This window comes from Streptomyces sp. CBMA152, assembly GCF_014596475.1.
In the GTDB taxonomy this organism is placed as follows: Bacteria; Actinomycetota; Actinomycetes; order Streptomycetales; family Streptomycetaceae; genus Streptomyces.
In genome coordinates, this window is the sequence record NZ_MECJ01000001.1 from 35,508 (window position 1) to 52,414 (window position 16,907).

The window sequence follows — 16,907 nt, forward strand, 5'->3', positions numbered from 1 at the left end:
GCTGCCCTGGTCAGAGCGTGATGAGAGCCTCCAGCGGGGCCCCGCGCAAGGCGGGTTCCAGCCGGTTCCGCCCGGCCAGGAAGCCCAGCTCCATGAGCACCGCGACGCCGGCCACCTCGGCTCCGGCCCGCCGGATCAGCTCCAGGGAGGCCTCGGCGGTGCCGCCGGTGGCCAGGACGTCGTCGATGACCATGACGCGGTCGCCCGCGGCCAGGTCCTCGGCGTGCACCTCGATCTCCGCGGTGCCGTACTCCAGCTCGTACGCCTGCGAGAGCGTCGCTCCGGGGAGCTTGCCCGCCTTGCGCACGGGGATGAAGCCGATACCGGCGCGGACCGCGACCGGGGCCGCCAGGATGAAGCCGCGCGCCTCCAGGCCGACGATCTTCGTCGCGCCGTGCCGTACGCACAGCTCTGCGAGCGCGTCGGTCAGGGCCGTGAACGCCGCCGGGTCCGCGAGCAGCGGCGTGATGTCCTTGAACAGCACGCCGGGCTTGGGGTAGTCCGGTACGTCACGGATGCGGCTGAGCAGCAGCTCCTGGGTGGAGATCGTCATCGCCGCTTCCCCCGGTTGTTGCGGGAGGGCTGGCGGCGCTGGCCGACGACGGCGCCCGCGGTCTCGGCGTCCTCGGCGTCCTCGTCCGCCTGCTCCACCGCGTCCTGCGGCTCGTCGTCGCTCTCGCCCTTGGCGGCGGCCGCCGCCCGCTTGGCGAGCACCCGCTTCTTGAGGGCCTGCATCTGCGGCTCGCGCTCCTTGAAGTCGGCGACGAGCGGCGTGGCGATGAAGATCGACGAGTACGCACCGGCCGCGAGGCCGACGAACAGCGACAGCGAGATGTCGTTCAGCATGCCGGCGCCCAGGACACCGCCACCGATGAACAGCAGGCCCGCGACCGGCAGCAGCGCGACGACCGTGGTGTTGATGGAACGCACCAGGGTGCCGTTGAGGCTCTTGTTGGCCATCTCGCTGTAGGTGATGCGGGTCTGCTTGGTGATGCCCTTGCCGCCCTCCTTGAGACCGTCGAAGACGACGACGGTGTCGTAGAGGGAGTAGCCGAGGATCGTCAGCAGACCGATCACGGTGCCCGGGGTGACCTCGAAGCCGACCAGCGCGTACACACCGACGGTGATCGTGAGGTCGTGGATCAGCGCGATCAGGGCCGCGAGCGCCATGCGCCACTCGAAGGCGATCGCGAGGTAGATCACCACCAGGACCATGAACACGATCAGACCGGTCCACGCCTTGTTGGCGATCTCGTCGCCCCAGCTGGGGCCGACCAGGTCCGCGTTGATGTCCTCGGCCGGGACCTTGAGGTCCTTGGCGAGCGCGGTCTTGATCTGGTCCGACTTCGCGGTGTCGATGTCGGTGATCTGGATGCGCAGACCCTTGTTGCCGAGCTTCTGGACGATCGCGTCGTGGCCGGAGGCCGACTTCGCGTAGCTCTCCGCCTGGGAGACCGAGACGCTCGTCTTCGGGGTGGTGAAGACGGCACCGCCCTTGAACTCGATGCCCATCACCAGACCCCGCACCGCAAGGCCCAGGATGGCCGTGATGGTGATCAGGATCGAGATTCCGTACCAGATCTTCCGCTTGCCGACGAAGTCGTAGCCGACCTCACCGCGGTAGAGCCGGGCGCCGAGATGACCGAGTCGCGACATCTCACGCCTCCTTCGGGTCGGTGGGGGCGGAGGAGGTGCGGCGCGTGCGGCGCAGCGGCGGCTTGGCGCCGAGCCGCTTGGGGTCCAGACCGGACCACGGGTGGCCGCTCGCGAAGAACTTCTTGCGCGCCAGCAGCGTCATCACCGGCTTGGTGAACAGGAACACCACGACGATGTCGAGCAGGGTCGTCAGACCCAGCGTGAACGCGAAGCCCTGGACCTTGCCGACCGTCACGATGAACAGCACCGCGGCGGCGAGGAACGACACGAAGTCGGAGACCATGATCGTGCGCCGGGCGCGCGGCCAGGCCCGCTCGACGGCCGGACGCAGGGTGCGGCCCTCGCGGATCTCGTCCCTTATGCGTTCGAAGTAGACGATGAACGAGTCGGCGGTGATACCGATGGCGACGATGGCACCACAGACCGCCGGCAGGTTCAGCGCGAAGCCGATGGCCGGGCCGAGCAGCGACATCAGTACGTACGTGAGGATCGCGGAGACCGCGAGGCTCATGATCGCGACGAGCGCGAGGCCGCGGTAGTAGATCACCAGGTAGATGATGACCAGCGCCAGGCCGATGGCACCGGCGATCAGACCGGCGTGCAGCTGGTCGGCGCCGAGCGCGGCGGTCACGGTGGTGACGCTCTGCTCCACGAAGGAGAGCGGGAGCGCGCCGTACGACAGCACGTTGGCCAGGTCGGTCGCCGAGCGCTGGGTGAAGCTGCCGGAGATCTCGGCGCTGCCGCTCAGCGTGGTGCTGACGGAGGGGGCCGAGACGACCTGGCCGTCGAGCGCGATCGCGAACTGGTTCTGCGGCGACTGCTGCTTGGAGAGCTTGCCGGTGATCGTCTGGAACTTCTTCGAGCCCTTGCCCGTGAAGTCCATCTGGACGATCCACATGCCGCGCTGCTGGTCGATGACCGCCTTGGCCTTCTTGACGTCCGTACCGTCGACCTCGGCCGGGCCGAGGATGTACTTGGCGTCACCGGTCTGGCTGCAGGCCACGACCATGTCGGTGGCCTTGGTGCCGAACGCGGCCTTGCTGCGGGACTCCTTGGTGGAGCAGTCCAGGGCCTCGAACTGCTTCTGGATCTTGGCAGCGGCGGCCTGGTCGCTCGCCGACGGGGGCGGCGTAGCGGAGCCCGGAGGCGGGGTCACCGGCGGCGTCGGCGTGGTCTTCGGGTTGGGCTTGGCGTCCGCCTTCAGCGCGTCGGTGACGGCGCGGCCCTGGGGCGTCGACTTCGCGTCCGGGGTGGCCTTCGGCGTCGAGGACGGCTTCTTGTCGCCGTTCTTGTCCGGGCTCTTGCTCCCCGACGGGGTCGGCGAGCCGCTGGGCGCGGGCTGCTTCTGCGCGGTGCCGGCAGCCTCCGTCAGGACGGGCCGGAAGTAGAGCTTGGCGGTGGTGCCGACCTGCTGGCGGGCCTGCTCCGAGTTCGTCCCCTTGGGGATGTTGACGATGATGTTGCTGGAGCCCTGGGTCTGGACCTCGGCCTCGGAGACACCGAGTCCATTGACACGGCGGTTCATGATCGAGACCGCGGTGTCCATGTTGGCCTTGTTGATGGCCTTCTCCTGGCCCGGCTCCGCCTTGGCCTTGAGGGTGATGCTCGTGCCGCCGGCGAGGTCGATGCCGAGGCGCGGAGTGTTGTGGCCGGAGGCGAACATGCCGCCCGCGAGGGCCACCATGGCGATCAGGAACAGGACCAGGGTGCGCCCCGGCCTGCCCTGGGCCCCCGCCGGCCTTCGGCCCTTCTTCGGTGCTGCCACCTTGTCGTTTCTCCCTGTCCAACCGCCCCGCGCTCGGGTGTGCGCCTGGGCGGCCACGAAGTGTTGTGGGGACGTCCCCCGTAGAAGTCGTCAGCTCCGCAGGAGCCGCCCGGCGCGGGTACGCACCGGGCGGTCACCGCGAGTGACTACTTCGCGCCCGACTCGCCGTCCGCCTTGCCGTTCTTGGGCTCGGCGGCGTCGTCCGCCTCGTCCTTCTTGCCCAGGTCGATCTTGGCGTCCTGCGCGGCGTCGGCCGCGTCGGCCGCCTCGTTCGCGCCCTCCGTCAGCGAGGAGGCGTCGTCCGGCACGACGGGGAGATCGGACGACTCGTCCGTGTCGCCGTGCACGATGCGGTTGTACTCCTCGTCGGAGAGCACCGCGCCGATCGCGTTCTTCGCGTAGACGGCGTGGACGCCGGGCGCCACCTCCAGAAGCACCGTGTCGTCGCCGAGCTCCTTCACCGTGGCGTACATGCCGCCGATCGTGCGGACACCGGTGCCGGGCTGCATCTCACTGCGCATGGAGGCTGCCTGCTGCTGCTTCTTCTTCGCCGAGCGGGTCATGAGGAACATGGCCCCGATGAGGACGATGAAGGGGAGAAGGGTCACGAGACTCACGGGACGAACTTCCTTCGCACGACCGCGCAAGGAGTGCGGCCTGATCTGGGGGTGGGTATGCCGCCCGGTAAATGTAAGGGCGGCATCGGCGGAGTCTAAGCGAGTCCGCACAGCTGGAACAACGCCCAGCATCCCACCCGGGTTCCTCCCCGTGCACCCACCCGCGCCGTCACGGCCGGAAGAGCCCCTGTTGTCCGCTTCCCGCGGCCCCGCCCTGCTGCGGCGGTACGAGGCCCAGGTGCTCCCACGCGGCGGGCGTCGCCACCCGCCCGCGCGGGGTCCGGGCGAGCAGCCCCTCCCGTACGAGGAAGGGCTCGGCCACCTCCTCGACGGTCTCGCGCTCCTCCCCCACCGCGACCGCCAGGGTCGACAGGCCCACCGGGCCGCCGCCGAACAGCTTGAGCAGGGCCTGCAGCACCGCCCGGTCGAGGCGGTCCAGGCCCCGGCTGTCCACCTCGTACACCCGAAGGGCTGCCGCCGCGATCTCCTGGGTGATGACGCCGTCGGCCTTGACCTGGGCGTAGTCGCGCACCCGGCGCAGCAGCCGGTTGGCGATACGGGGCGTGCCGCGCGAGCGGCCGGCGATCTCGCCCGCGCCCGCCGGGTCGATCTCGACGTCGAGGAGGCCGGCCGAGCGGTGCACCACCCGCTCCAGCTCGGCGGCCTCGTAGAACTCCATGTGCGCGGTGAAGCCGAAGCGGTCGCGCAGCGGCGGGGGCAGCAGCCCCGCGCGCGTGGTCGCGCCGACCAGCGTGAAGGGGGGCAGCTCCAGCGGGATGGCGGTGGCGCCGGGGCCCTTGCCGACGATCACGTCGACCCGGAAGTCCTCCATCGCCATGTACAGCATTTCCTCGGCCGGGCGCGACATCCGGTGGATCTCGTCGAGGAAGAGGACTTCACCCTCCTGGAGGGAGGAGAGGATCGCGGCGAGGTCGCCCGCGTGCTGGATGGCCGGGCCGCTGGTGATGCGGATGGGGGCGCCCATCTCGGCCGCGATGATCATCGAAAGTGTGGTCTTGCCGAGGCCGGGGGCGCCCGAGAGCAGGACGTGGTCGGCGGTGGCGCCGCGCGCGCGGGCGGCCCGCAGCACCAGGTCCAGCTGTTCGCGGACCTTCTCCTGGCCGATGAACTCGTCGAGGTCCTTGGGGCGCAGGGCGGCCTCGACGGCCTGGTCCTCGCCGTCGGCCACCGGCCCGACCAGCCTCGGGTCGGCGGTCTCGGCTGCGGTCTCGTCCCAGTTCATCAGTGCCGGTCTCTCGTAGGTTCTGTCGTCGGGTCGGTCGGCGCCGGGCCGGTCAGCGGGCCCGGTTGAGGGTCTGCAGCGCGGCCTTCAGGAGCGCTCCGACGTTGGGGCTGGCGGCGGCCTCGGCCTGCGGGGCGACGGCGGCGACCGCCTCGTCGGCCTCGCGGGTCGCGTAGCCGAGGCCGATCAGGGCGGCGTGCAGCTGGTCGCGCCAGCCCTGGGTGACCGGGGCGCCGACGGCCGGGGCGCTGCCGACGGGCGCGCCGAGCCGGTCCTTCAGCTCGATGAGGAGCTTCTGGGCGCCCTTCTTGCCGATGCCGGGCACGGCGGTCAGCGCCTTCTCGTCACCGGAGGCGAACGCCCGGCGCAGCGCGTCCGGGGTGTGCACCGACAGGACCGCCTGGGCGAGCCGGGGGCCCACGCCGTTGGCCGTCTGCAACAGCTCGAAGACCTGCTTCTCGTCGTCGTCCGCGAAGCCGTACAGGGTCAGCGAGTCCTCCCGCACGACCAGGGAGGTGGCCAGCTTGGCGTGCTGGCCGACGCGCAGCGTGGCCAGGGTGTTGGGCGTGCACTGCAGGGCCATGCCGACGCCGCCGACCTCGACCACCGCGGCGTCGGGGGCGAGGGCGGCGACCGGGCCGCTGACGAAGGCGATCATCGGGTGACCTTCTTTACGGAGAGTTGGGCACGGCGGGCCTGCTCGTGCGCCTGTTGCAGGCGGTTGACGGCGGGGGCGCGCCAGATGTGGCAGATGGCGAGGGCGAGCGCGTCGGCCGCGTCGGCCGGTTTCGGCGGGGCGTCCAGCCGCAGCAGCCGGGTGACCATCGCGCCGACCTGTGCCTTGTCGGCGCGGCCGCTGCCGGTGACGGCGGCCTTGACCTCGCTGGGGGTGTGCAGCGCGACGGGGATGCCGCGGCGGGAGGCGCAGAGCATGGCGACGGCGCTCGCCTGCGCGGTGCCCATCACCGTACGTACGTTGTGCTGGCTGAACACCCGCTCCACGGCGACGAATTCGGGGCGGTGCTCATCCAGCCACTGCTCCATGCCCTGCTCGATGGCGACCAGGCGGTGGCCCAACTCGGCATCCGCCGGGGTGCGCACGACGCCGACGCCGAGCATCGTCAGCGGGCGGCCCGCCACGCCCTCGACGACGCCGACACCGCACCGGGTCAGCCCCGGGTCCACGCCAAGTACCCGCACCCCGCCCCCTTCTTCGATTCCTTCGATCCGGTGAATCGCTTGTTTGTGCAGGCTATCGGGTGCCACTGACAACCGGCGCCACCGATAGCGCGACGGGCCGACGGGAGGTGTCCCGTCGGCCCGTCGTGTACCGCTGTCTGACTGCGCGTCAGGCGTCGACCTTCTCCATGACCTCGTCCGAGACGTCGAAGTTGGCGAAGACGTTCTGCACGTCGTCGCTGTCCTCCAGCGCGTCGATCAGCTTGAAGATCTTGCGCGCGCCCTCTTCGTCCAGCTCGACCTGCATGGTCGGGACGAAGTTCGAGTCGGCCGAGTCGTAGTCGATACCGGCCTCCTGGAGCGCGGTGCGGACCGCGACCAGGTCGGTGGCCTCGGAGATGATCTCGAAGGACTCACCGAGGTCGTTGACCTCCTCCGCGCCCGCTTCCAGGACGGCGTCCAGGACGTCGTCCTCGGAGAGCCCGCCCTTGGGCAGGACGATGACGCCCTTGCGGTTGAACAGGTACGAGACCGAACCCGGGTCGGCCATGTTGCCGCCGTTGCGGGTCATCGCGACACGCACGTCCGAGGCGGCACGGTTGCGGTTGTCGGTGAGGCACTCGATGAGCACCGCGACACCGTTGGGACCGTAACCCTCGTACATGATCGTCTCGTAGTCGGCGCCGCCCGCCTCAAGACCGGCACCGCGCTTGAGCGCGGAGTCGATGTTCTTGTTGGGCACCGACTGCTTCTTCGCCTTCTGCACGGCGTCGAAGAGGGTCGGGTTGCCTTCGATGTCGGCGCCGCCGGTGCGGGCCGCGACCTCGATGTTCTTGATCAGCTTCGCGAAGAGTTTGCCGCGCTTGGCGTCGATCACGGCCTTCTTGTGCTTCGTCGTAGCCCATTTAGAGTGGCCGGACATCTGCCTGTCTCCTTCGCGTAACCAATTCTGCGTCGTTCGGCAGAGATCCTACCGGGATCGGCTCAGTGGGCGTCGCGCACCATGTCCACGAACAGACCGTGCATGCGGTGGTCGCCGGTCAGCTCGGGGTGGAACGAGGTCGCGAGCGCGTTGCCCTGGCGCACCGCGACGATGTGGCCGCCGTGCTCGGCAAGAACCTCGGTCTGCGCGCCCACCGACTCGACCCAGGGCGCCCGGATGAAGACACCGTCGACGGGGCCGACACCGGAGACCTCGACGGTCGCCTCGAAGGACTCGTTCTGGCGCCCGAAGGCGTTGCGGCGCACGATCATGTCGATGCCGCCGATCGTCTCCTGGCCCGAGCGCGGGTCGAGGATCTTGTCGGCGAGCATGATCAGGCCGGCGCAGGTGCCGTAGACGGGCATGCCGTCCGCCACGCGCGCGCGAAGCGGCTCCATCAGCCCGAACAGCACCGCGAGCTTGGAGATGGTGGTGGACTCGCCGCCGGGGATGACCAGGCCGTCCACCTCGGCGAGCTCCTCGGGGCGCCGGACCGGCCTGGCCACGGCGTCCGCCGCGGCCAGGGCGATCAGGTGCTCCCGTACGTCGCCCTGGAGGGCCAGGACGCCTATGACGGGTGTGTTGCTCATGTCCTTCGGTACCTGTGCCTTACCAGCCGCGGTTGGCGTAGCGCTCGGCCTCGGGGAGGGTGTCGCAGTTGATGCCGACCATGGCCTCGCCCAGGTTGCGGGACGCGTCCGCGATGATCTTCGGGTCGTCGTAGAAGGTGGTGGCCTTCACGATGGCGGCGGCGCGCTTGGCCGGGTCGCCGGACTTGAAGATGCCGGAGCCGACGAAGACGCCCTCGGCGCCGAGCTGGCGCATCAGCGCGGCGTCGGCCGGGGTGGCCACGCCACCGGCGGAGAACAGGACCACCGGGAGCTTGCCGAGCTCGGCGACCTCCTTGACCAGCTCGTACGGGGCGCGCAGGTCCTTGGCGGCGGCGAACAGCTCGTTGTTGTCGAAGCCGCGCAGCTTGGCGATCTCGTTCTTGATCTGGCGCAGGTGACGGACGGCCTCGACGACGTTGCCGGTGCCGGCCTCGCCCTTGGAGCGGATCATGGCCGCGCCCTCGGCGATACGGCGCAGGGCCTCGCCCAGGTTGGTGGCGCCGCAGACGAAGGGGGTGGTGAACGCCCACTTGTCGGAGTGGTTGACCTCGTCGGCCGGGGTCAGGACCTCGGACTCGTCGATGTAGTCGACACCGAGCGACTGCAGGACCTGGGCCTCGACGAAGTGGCCGATACGGGACTTGGCCATGACGGGGATGGAGACGGCCTCGATGATCTCTTCGATCATGTTGGGGTCGGACATCCGGGCCACGCCGCCGTCCTTGCGGATGTCGGCCGGGACCCGCTCCAGGGCCATGACCGCCACGGCGCCCGCGTCCTCGGCGATCTTCGCCTGCTCGGCGTTGACCACGTCCATGATCACACCGCCCTTGAGCTGCTCGGCCATGCCGCGCTTCACGCGCGCGGTGCCGGTCTCGGGGGTCTGGGCGCTGCTGGAGAGGGTGCTGGACACGGGACCTCGCTGGAGTGAAGGAGGGGGTTCTCTACTGCCCAGAGGGTGTCTTCGCGGACCAGTCCACAGCAAGGGCCAATGTGCAGGCGGTGGATCGTTTTGCCGGGTGTGGGGCTCGTTTCGCTCTTACGGTTACGAGCTTGCGGTTACGAGCCCGGGCGGTCCGCCAGGGCCGTCGGGGGCTCGTCGTCCATCTCGAAGGCCAGCGGGAACGGCGCGTGCCCGGCCAGGCGGAACCAGCGGACCGTGCGGTGCCTGCGCAGGGCGCGGGCCGCGCGTACGGCGTCGTTGTGGAAGCGGCGGGCCATGGGGACGCGGCGTACCGCCTGGGCCAGCTCCTCCGCCGCGTCCACGCCACCGGGGGCCTCGCGGACCGCCTCGACCTGGGCCTGCTCGCCGAACACGGCCCGCAGCGCCTGGCTCAGCTCGCTCTCGGCGACCTCGCGCTGCTCCTCCTCGGCCTGACGGGCCGCGTGCGCAGCCTCGTACAGGACGATCGACGCGGCGGGGTCCAGTACGCCGGAGGTGGCCAGCTCCTGGGTGACCGAGGCGCGGCGCAGCAGCTGTGCGTCCAGGGCGGCGCGGGCGGCGTCGATGCGGGTGTGGAGGCGGTCCAGGCGGCCGGCGGTCCAGCTGAGGTAGAGGCCGATCGCGATGAGGGCGACGGCGGTCCAGATGAGGGTTACGGTCACGGGCGGCAAGGCTAGCCCCCACCCCGCCCCTTCCCTAAACCCTCCGGGGGTGGGTGGGGGTGAGGGTGTGTTTCCCGGGGGCTACGCCCCCGGACCCCTTCGCGGGGCCTGCGGCCCCTGCACCCCGCCACGGGGCTCCGCCACGGACCCCGCGCCCGACTGTTGCCTCCGCTGCGGGCACCCCGAAGTGGCGTCCCGCCCGGACCGCCTCAGTCCCGCGCCAACCCGAACCGCGCCCGCAGCCCCGGGCGCTCGTCCGTCGCCACCGACGCCGCGCCGTCCGTCACCGTCTCGTACACCGCCAGGATGTCCGCGCCCACCGTCGACCAGTCGAAGCGGCGCACGTGGGCGGAGCCGCGCGCGCTGAGTTCGGCCCGGCGGGCCGGGTCGGCCAGCAGGGCCAGGGCCGAGGCGGCCAGCGCGTCCGCGTCCTCGTTGGCGAAGAGTTCGCCCGCGTTGCCCTGGTCCAGGACCTGGGCGAACGCGTCCAGGTCGCTCGCCAGGACCGCCGCCCCCGCCGACAGCGCCTCGACCAGGATGATGCCGAAGCTCTCACCACCGGTGTTGGGCGCCACGTACACGTCGACGCTGCTCAGGAAGCGCGCCTTGTCCTCGTCGCTCACCATGCCGAGGAACTCCACCCGGGAGCGCATCTCCTGCGGGAGGGACGCCACCGCCTCGTGCTCGTCGCCGCGGCCCGCGACCAGCAGACGGGTCCCGGGACGCTCGGCGAGGATCTTGGGCAGCGCCTTCATCAGCACCGGCAGGCCCTTCCTCGGCTCGTCGATGCGGCCGATGAAGCCCAGGGTGTCGCCCTGCCACTCCGGACGCGGCTCGGCCTTGGCGAAGAAGTCGACGTCGACGCCGTTGGGGATCACCACCGCGTCGCCGCCCAGGTGCTCCACCAGCGTGCGCCGCGCGTACTCGCTCACCGCGATCCGCGCGCTGATCTTCTCCAGGGCGGGCTGGAGGATCGGGTAGGCCGCGATCATCGCCCGCGAGCGGGGGTTGGAGGTGTGGAAGGTCGCCACGATCGGGCCCTGGGCCGCCCAGCAGCTCAGCAGGCCCAGCGAGGGCGAGGCCGGCTCATGGATGTGGATGACGTCGAACGTGCCCTCGTGCAGCCACCGCCGCACCCGCGCGGCCGACAGGAAGCCGAAGTTCAGGCGCGCCACCGAGCCGTTGTACGGGACAGGGACCGCCCGGCCCGCCGAGACCACGTACGGCGGCAGCGGCGTCTCGTCGTCGGCGGGGGCGAGCACGGAGACCTCGTGGCCGCGCCGGATCAGATGCTCGGCCAGGTCCCTGATGTGGAACTGGACGCCGCCCGGCACGTCCCAGGAGTACGGGCAGACGATGCCGATCCTCACGACCGGCGCTCCTCAAGGTCGGCGAGCCACAGTCGCTGCAGCATGTGCCAGTCCTCCGGGTGTTCGGCGATACCGGTGGCGAAGGCGTCGGCCAGCGCCTGGGTCATCACGGATGTCTTCTCCGCGCGCGTGCCCGTCTCGGGCACGTCGATCGGCGGGTGCACCCTGCCCTGCATGACGGGCGACTCGTCGTACCAGAGGGTCACCGGCAGCAGCAGCGCACCGGTCTGCTGGGCCAGCAGGGCGGGACCGGCGGGCATCCGCGCGGTGTCCCCGAAGAACTTCACCTCGACGCCGGAGGCCGACAGATCGCGGTCGGCGACCAGGCAGACCAGACCGCCGTCGCGCAGCCGCCTCGCGAGCGTGCCGAAGGCCGAGCCGCCGGTGTGCGGCAGGACCTCCATGCCCAGGCTCTCGCGGTAGGCGACGAACCGGTCGTACAGCGTCTCGGGCTTGAGGCGCTCGGCGACCGTGGTGAACGGCGTCTCCAGCTTGGTGGTCACCCAGGCGCCCGCGAGGTCGTAGTTGCCCATGTGGGGCAGCGCCAGGACCACGCCCTTGTCGGAGGCGAGCGCGTCGGTGAGGTGGTGCAGGCCCTGCGGCTCGAAACCGGTCCTCATCCGGTCCTTGCTCCAGGCCGGCAGCCGGAACGACTCCATCCAGTACCGCATGTAGGAGCGCATACCGGCCTGCGACAGCTCCGCGAGCCGCTCGGGGGTGGCGTCGGGCACCACGCGCGCGAGGTTGGATTCCAGCCGCAGCACGCTCTTGCCGCGCCGCTTCCACACCGTGTCCGCGATCCGCCGGCCCAGGCCCGTGGCCATGGGTTCGGGGAGCTTCTTGACGGAGGTCCAGGCGAGCCCGTAGAGCGAGTCCGTCAGCCGCTCCCTCATGAAGCGGCTCCGCCGGTGCGGGCCGCCTCGGCGTCGGCCTCCGCCGACTCGCGGCGCACCGTCACCACCCGCTGGACCAGCGTGATCAGACTGCCCACGGCCACGATCCACAGCGCGATCGGCAGCAGGATCTGGATGCCCGGGACACCGAACTTGTGCAGCCCGGCCAGACCGGCCGCGACCAGCGAGATCACCAGCCGCTCGGCCCGCTCGATCAGCCCGTTGACGGCGACCGGCAGCCCGATCGACTCACCGCGCGCCTTCGTGTACGAGACCACCTGGCCACTGGCGAGGCAGAAGATCGCGACCGCGCACAGGACGTTGTCGTCGCCGCTGCCCGCGTACCAGAGCGCGAAACCGCCGAAGATCGCACCGTCCGCGACACGGTCCAGCGTCGAGTCGAGGAACGCGCCCCAGCGGCTGGAGATCCCCGCCTGACGGGCCATGTTGCCGTCGACCAGGTCGGAGAAGACGAACAGGGTGATGACGATCGTGCCCCAGAAGAACTCTCCACGGGGGAAGAAGACCAGCGCACCCGCCATCACTCCGGCCGTGCCGAGCAGGGTCACGGCATCCGGGCTCACCCCCCGGCGGAGCAGAAACGCGGCGAACGGCGTGAGGACACGCGTGAAGAATGCACGCGCGTACTTGTTCAGCATGGCCTTCCCGACGGTCGGTGTGGCCGCGCGGCCCTGCTGGCCACCGGCTGGCCCATCGTAGCCAGGCTCACGGAGCTCCACCGCCGCGCACCCTCGCAGGGCCCGCGTTCCCGTACGACGTATGGACGCACAGTGACCGGAGTGGAACGCTGGAAAGACCGCGGGCGACGCGAAGCCGCCCCGGCCGGGGACGTTCGCGGCCGGGGACCGGGGGAGGATCCGCGCGGCCGCGCCCTTTCACCACCTCACCGTGCAAGAAACGGAAGCCATACGGGAGGAACGGCATGGGCGACAAGGCGAGTGCACATCCCGGAGCCGCCGGCAGGGCAGCTACGGCCGACCACCCCTCATCCGTACGGAATGTGGTGCTGGTCGGCCACAGCGGATCCGGGAAGACGACATTGGTGGAAGCGCTCGCGCTGACGGCGGGGGCCGTCAACCGCGCGGGCCGGGTCGAGGACGGCGGGACCGTCTCCGACTACGACGAGATCGAGCACCGCCAGCAGCGGTCGGTCCAGCTCTCGCTGGTCCCCGTCGAATGGGCCGGATGCAAGATCAATATTCTGGACACCCCCGGATACGCCGACTTCGTGGGGGAACTCAGGGCCGGTCTGCGGGCAGCGGACGCGGCCCTCTTCGTCGTCTCCGCCTCCGACGGCGTGGACGGCGCGACCAGAATGGTGTGGGAGGAGTGCGCGGCGGTCGGCATGCCGCGGGCCATCGTGATCACCCATCTGGAGGCGGCTCGCGCGGACTTCTCCGAGATGACCCGGGTGTGCGCCGAGGCGTTCGGCGGCGACGACCCCGACGCCGTACTCCCGCTGTACCTGCCGCTGCACGGACCGGCCGGACCCGACGGACACGCGCCGGTCAGCGGCCTCATCGGGCTCCTCACGCAGCGCGTGTTCGACTACGCCTCCGGTGAACGCAAGGAGGCCGAGCCCGGCCCCGAGCAGCTCCCGCTCGTCGAGGAGGCCCGCAACCGGCTCATCGAGGGCATCATCGCCGAGTCCGAGGACGAGACCCTCATGGACCGCTACCTCGGCGGCGCCGAAATCGACCTGAAAACGCTGATCGACGACCTGGAACGAGCAGTCGCCCGCGGCACCTTCCACCCCGTCCTCGCCGCCGCACCGGCCGCCGAGGGCGCCCGCCAGGGCATCGGCACCGTCGAACTCCTGGAACTGATCACCGGCGGCTTCCCGACCCCGCTGGAGCGCGCCGCACCCGACGTCACCACCCCGCAGGGCGGCGCACGCCCCGCGCCCGTCTGCGCGCCCGAGGGCCCGCTGGTCGCCGAGGTCATCAAGACCTCCTCCGACCCGTACGTGGGCCGCGTCAGCCTCGTACGCGTCTTCTCCGGCACCCTGCGCCCCGACGAGACCGTCCATGTCTCCGGGCACGGAATGACCGACCGGGGCCACGAGGACCACGACGTCGACGAACGCGTCGGCGCGCTCTCCTCCCCCTTCGGCAAACAGCAGCGCACCCTCACACAGTGCGTCGCGGGCGACATCGCGTGCGTGGCCAAACTGGTCCGCGCCGAGACCGGGGACACCCTCTCCGGCAAGGACGACCCTCTGCTCATGGCGCCCTGGGACATGCCCGACCCACTGCTGCCGCTCGCCATCGAGGCCCACAGCAAGGCCGACGAGGACAAGCTCTCCCAAGGGCTCTCCCGGCTCGTCGCCGAGGACCCGACGATGCGCCTGGAACAGAACCCGCACACCCACCAGCTGGTCCTGTGGTGCCTGGGCGAGGCCCACAAGGACGTCGCCCTGGAACGGCTGCGCAGCCGCTACGGCGTCCAGGTCGACGTCGTCGCGCACAAGGTCTCGCTGCGCGAGACGTTCGGCGACACCGCCACCGGACGCGGGCGCCACGTCAAGCAGTCCGGCGGCCACGGCCAGTACGCGATCTGCGAGATCGAGGTGCAGCCGCTGCCGCCCGGCTCCGGCATCGAGTTCGTGGACAAGGTCGTCGGCGGCTCGGTCCCCCGCCAGTTCATCCCCTCCGTCGAGAAGGGCGTACGCGCCCAGGCGGCCAAGGGCGTCGCCGCCGGCTACCCGCTCGTCGACGTACGCATCACCCTGCTCGACGGCAAGGCGCACTCCGTGGACTCCTCGGACGCCGCCTTCCAGACGGCCGGGGCGCTCGCACTGCGCGAAGCGGCCGCCGATGCGCGCATCCACCTCCTGGAGCCGGTCGCCGAGCTCCAGGTGCTGGTCCCCGACGACTACGTCGGGCCGGTCATGAGCGACCTGTCCGGCCGCCGGGGCCGCGTCGTCGGGACCGAGCAGGCCGGGCCCGGACGCACCCTGGTGCGGGCCGAGGTGCCCGAGATCGAGATCGGCCGGTACGCGGTCGACCTGCGCTCCGTCTCGCACGGCACCGGACGCTTCGACCGCACGTACGCCCGGCACGAACCCATGCCGCCACAGCTGGCCGACAAAATCCGCGAAACATCCGAAAAGACAGCATAGAGAAGGCAATTGACGGACCGTCGGAACTGCCGCACCGCCCAACTTCCTTACGGCGGGCGGCATTCCGACGTCCCCTGACGCGCGGGGACCGACCCCGATACGCTGAGGTCCCAGCTCAGCAGGTGTGCGGGGAACGGCAGTCGGGAAGAGGCCGCAGAGCGACAAAGTGCGGCGATGGGGGCGGCAGTGGCGGACGAACCATTCGACTTCTCACCCGGGGCCCAGGTCCCGCTGCAGGGCTCGGCGGGCCAGACGGCCGCGACCCAGGCCCTGGCCTCGGCGGCGTACCGGGACAGCCCCGTCGCCGACATACTCAAAGCCAACAACGAATGGCACGAGTCGGCCGTCACCAAACCCCGGCTCTCGCTCTTCGAACCCAACCTCGGCGAGGCCTTCTCCCGGGCCGTACAGTCCCGCATGCTCGGCGCCACCCGCAAAGCACTCATCCAGTCCTTCGGCACCGAACCCCAGACCGTCGTCGAGCACTGCCTCGCCGCGATCCGCATCCGCAAGGAACGCGACACCAAACTCACCCTCATCACCGGCGCCTTCGGCGTGCTCTTCCTGCCCGGACTGCTGCTCTGGCTCGGCGTGTTCCAACTGCGCCGCACCCTCGCCGGCGCCAAGGACCGCCGCGTCGGCGCGCTCGGCAACCTGCTCCTCATCGCGTTCGCCGTCCTCGGCGTGATCTTCCTGGTCAAACTGCCCTTCGGCGGGATCCTCGCGATCTATCTGCGCGCGATGCTGGTCATGCCCGTGCTCGGCTGGTTCTGGGCCAAGTGGATCTGCGAATCCACCGCCAAGGACCTGCGCGACCGCTGGGGCGGCCTGCTCTCCGGCGGCGGCGTCGGCGCCAAGATCCCCGAAGCCGTGCCCAAGAACCCGCACGAGACCGCCGCCGAACAGCTCCGCCAGAACCTCGCCAAACTCACCGCCGAACAGCAGAGCAACGCCGTCTTCTACGCCGGCCCCAAGGGCATACTCGGCATGGGCACCCGCTGGGGCAGCTGGCAGCTCGCCGAAGAACTCGTCCCCAAGGACCCCGGCAAGGAGATCCACGGCTTCCGCAGCTGGGACGTCATACGGTCCATCCAGGACCGCCTGCGCCTCCTTGAGCGCGGCCCCCTGCACACCGGCGGCTTCCCCAAACCCTCCGTCAACAACTGGATCGTCTCCCCCGTCGGCGAGAACGCCAAGGACGTCTCCCGGCCCACCGGCCAGGACGTCGACAACTTCCAGGTCCGCCAGCACGAAGTCCAGCGGATCTGCAACGAGCAGCAGTTCGGCAGCGGCAACCGCCACTACCTCGGCGTCCAGTTCACCCTCTGGGACGGCCAGCTGGTCATCACCATGATGATCACCGTGACCGTGCTCCACGAGACCCTGCGCATCGAGGTCACCGGACACGCCCTCGGCCCGGTCCACTCCCTCTTCACCACCAAGCCCTCCCCCAAGACCAAGCAGGTCGACAAGACCTTCAAGTTCTGGGAGAAGCGGACCGTCCAGCTCCCGCTGGTCGAGCCGCGCGAAGTCGTCCGCCTCGCCGCCCGCGCCCCGCTGACCTGGTACCCGCCGCTCCTGGACTACCTCGGCGGCAAACTCGTCCTGCCCGAGCCCTTCGGCCTGCGGCACGCCTGGGCCGACAAGCCCTGGCGCCACCGCTTCATGGCCGACGACGCCATGCGCGCGGCCACACCCGTACTGCGCGTGGTGCACGCGGCCGCGATGAAGGTCCTCGAAGAGAACGGCGTGGACACCGCGCGCTTCACCAACCGCGCGGTGATGCTGAGCGGCGCGGTACAGGACCCGGCACCGCGCAAGGCCGACTGGTACGACGCGTAACG

Annotated in this window: 16 protein-coding genes; 2 read left to right on the forward strand and 14 right to left on the reverse strand. The window is 70.6% G+C overall.

Going from position 1 to position 16,907, the window contains the following annotated elements; all coding sequences use genetic code 11:
* Positions 1 to 10: 10 nt before the first annotated feature.
* From BG418_RS00170 to pgsA, 14 genes are all read right to left on the reverse strand, one after another.
* Entirely contained in the window at positions 11 to 553 is a 543-nt protein-coding gene (locus BG418_RS00170; protein WP_188271539.1) for an adenine phosphoribosyltransferase, read from the reverse strand.
* Positions 550 to 1,656: a protein translocase subunit SecF gene (gene secF, locus BG418_RS00175; RefSeq protein ID WP_188271540.1), complete on the reverse strand. Its 1,107-nt coding sequence runs from the start codon at positions 1,654 to 1,656 to the stop codon at positions 550 to 552. The genes BG418_RS00170 and secF overlap by 4 nt, the downstream gene beginning before the upstream one ends.
* A gap of 1 nt (position 1,657) precedes the next feature.
* Positions 1,658 to 3,421: a protein translocase subunit SecD gene (gene secD / locus BG418_RS00180; protein ID WP_188271541.1), complete on the reverse strand. Its 1,764-nt coding sequence runs from the start codon at positions 3,419 to 3,421 to the stop codon at positions 1,658 to 1,660.
* A gap of 146 nt (positions 3,422 to 3,567) precedes the next feature.
* Entirely contained in the window at positions 3,568 to 4,038 is a 471-nt protein-coding gene (gene yajC / locus BG418_RS00185; RefSeq protein WP_188271542.1) for a preprotein translocase subunit YajC, read from the reverse strand.
* A 169-nt stretch (positions 4,039 to 4,207) separates the two neighbouring features.
* On the reverse strand, positions 4,208 to 5,281 hold the full coding sequence (gene ruvB / locus BG418_RS00190; RefSeq protein WP_188271543.1) for a Holliday junction branch migration DNA helicase RuvB: 1,074 nt from the start codon (positions 5,279 to 5,281) through the stop codon (positions 4,208 to 4,210).
* 52 nt (positions 5,282 to 5,333) lie between these two features.
* Positions 5,334 to 5,939 (reverse strand): Holliday junction branch migration protein RuvA, encoded by a 606-nt coding sequence (ruvA, locus tag BG418_RS00195; RefSeq protein ID WP_188271544.1) that lies wholly within the window; start codon positions 5,937 to 5,939, stop codon positions 5,334 to 5,336.
* Positions 5,936 to 6,481, reverse strand: coding sequence for a crossover junction endodeoxyribonuclease RuvC (gene ruvC, locus BG418_RS00200; protein ID WP_067155850.1), 546 nt, complete (start codon positions 6,479 to 6,481; stop codon positions 5,936 to 5,938). Before ruvC ends, ruvA begins: the two co-directional genes overlap by 4 nt.
* A 148-nt stretch (positions 6,482 to 6,629) precedes the next feature.
* Positions 6,630 to 7,382 (reverse strand): YebC/PmpR family DNA-binding transcriptional regulator, encoded by a 753-nt coding sequence (locus tag BG418_RS00205; RefSeq protein WP_188271545.1) that lies wholly within the window; start codon positions 7,380 to 7,382, stop codon positions 6,630 to 6,632.
* Between the two features lie 62 nt (positions 7,383 to 7,444).
* Positions 7,445 to 8,032 carry a pyridoxal 5'-phosphate synthase glutaminase subunit PdxT gene (gene pdxT / locus BG418_RS00210; protein ID WP_188271546.1) on the reverse strand — a complete coding sequence of 196 codons (588 nt, stop codon included), beginning with the start codon at positions 8,030 to 8,032 and terminating at the stop codon, positions 7,445 to 7,447.
* 19 nt (positions 8,033 to 8,051) lie between these two features.
* The gene (gene pdxS, locus BG418_RS00215) at positions 8,052 to 8,966 is read right to left on the reverse strand and encodes a pyridoxal 5'-phosphate synthase lyase subunit PdxS (protein WP_188271547.1); all 915 of its coding nucleotides are present in this window, start codon (positions 8,964 to 8,966) and stop codon (positions 8,052 to 8,054) included.
* A gap of 146 nt (positions 8,967 to 9,112) precedes the next feature.
* Positions 9,113 to 9,658: a hypothetical protein gene (locus BG418_RS00220; RefSeq protein WP_188271548.1), complete on the reverse strand. Its 546-nt coding sequence runs from the start codon at positions 9,656 to 9,658 to the stop codon at positions 9,113 to 9,115.
* A gap of 209 nt (positions 9,659 to 9,867) precedes the next feature.
* The gene (locus tag BG418_RS00225) at positions 9,868 to 11,028 is read right to left on the reverse strand and encodes a glycosyltransferase family 4 protein (protein WP_188271549.1); all 1,161 of its coding nucleotides are present in this window, start codon (positions 11,026 to 11,028) and stop codon (positions 9,868 to 9,870) included.
* Complete coding sequence (locus tag BG418_RS00230) at positions 11,025 to 11,921, reverse strand: phosphatidylinositol mannoside acyltransferase (RefSeq protein WP_188271550.1); 897 nt, start codon at positions 11,919 to 11,921, stop codon at positions 11,025 to 11,027. The genes BG418_RS00225 and BG418_RS00230 overlap by 4 nt, the downstream gene beginning before the upstream one ends.
* Positions 11,918 to 12,580 carry a phosphatidylinositol phosphate synthase gene (pgsA, locus tag BG418_RS00235; RefSeq protein ID WP_188271551.1) on the reverse strand — a complete coding sequence of 221 codons (663 nt, stop codon included), beginning with the start codon at positions 12,578 to 12,580 and terminating at the stop codon, positions 11,918 to 11,920. Before pgsA ends, BG418_RS00230 begins: the two co-directional genes overlap by 4 nt.
* A 284-nt stretch (positions 12,581 to 12,864) precedes the next feature.
* Here pgsA and BG418_RS00240 point away from each other — a divergent pair, with 284 nt between their 5' ends.
* Both BG418_RS00240 and BG418_RS00245 read left to right on the forward strand, forming a co-directional pair.
* Entirely contained in the window at positions 12,865 to 15,063 is a 2,199-nt protein-coding gene (locus BG418_RS00240; protein ID WP_188271552.1) for an elongation factor G-like protein EF-G2, read from the forward strand.
* A 186-nt stretch (positions 15,064 to 15,249) separates the two neighbouring features.
* Positions 15,250 to 16,905 (forward strand): hypothetical protein, encoded by a 1,656-nt coding sequence (locus tag BG418_RS00245; protein ID WP_188271553.1) that lies wholly within the window; start codon positions 15,250 to 15,252, stop codon positions 16,903 to 16,905.
* Positions 16,906 to 16,907: the final 2 nt, after the last annotated feature.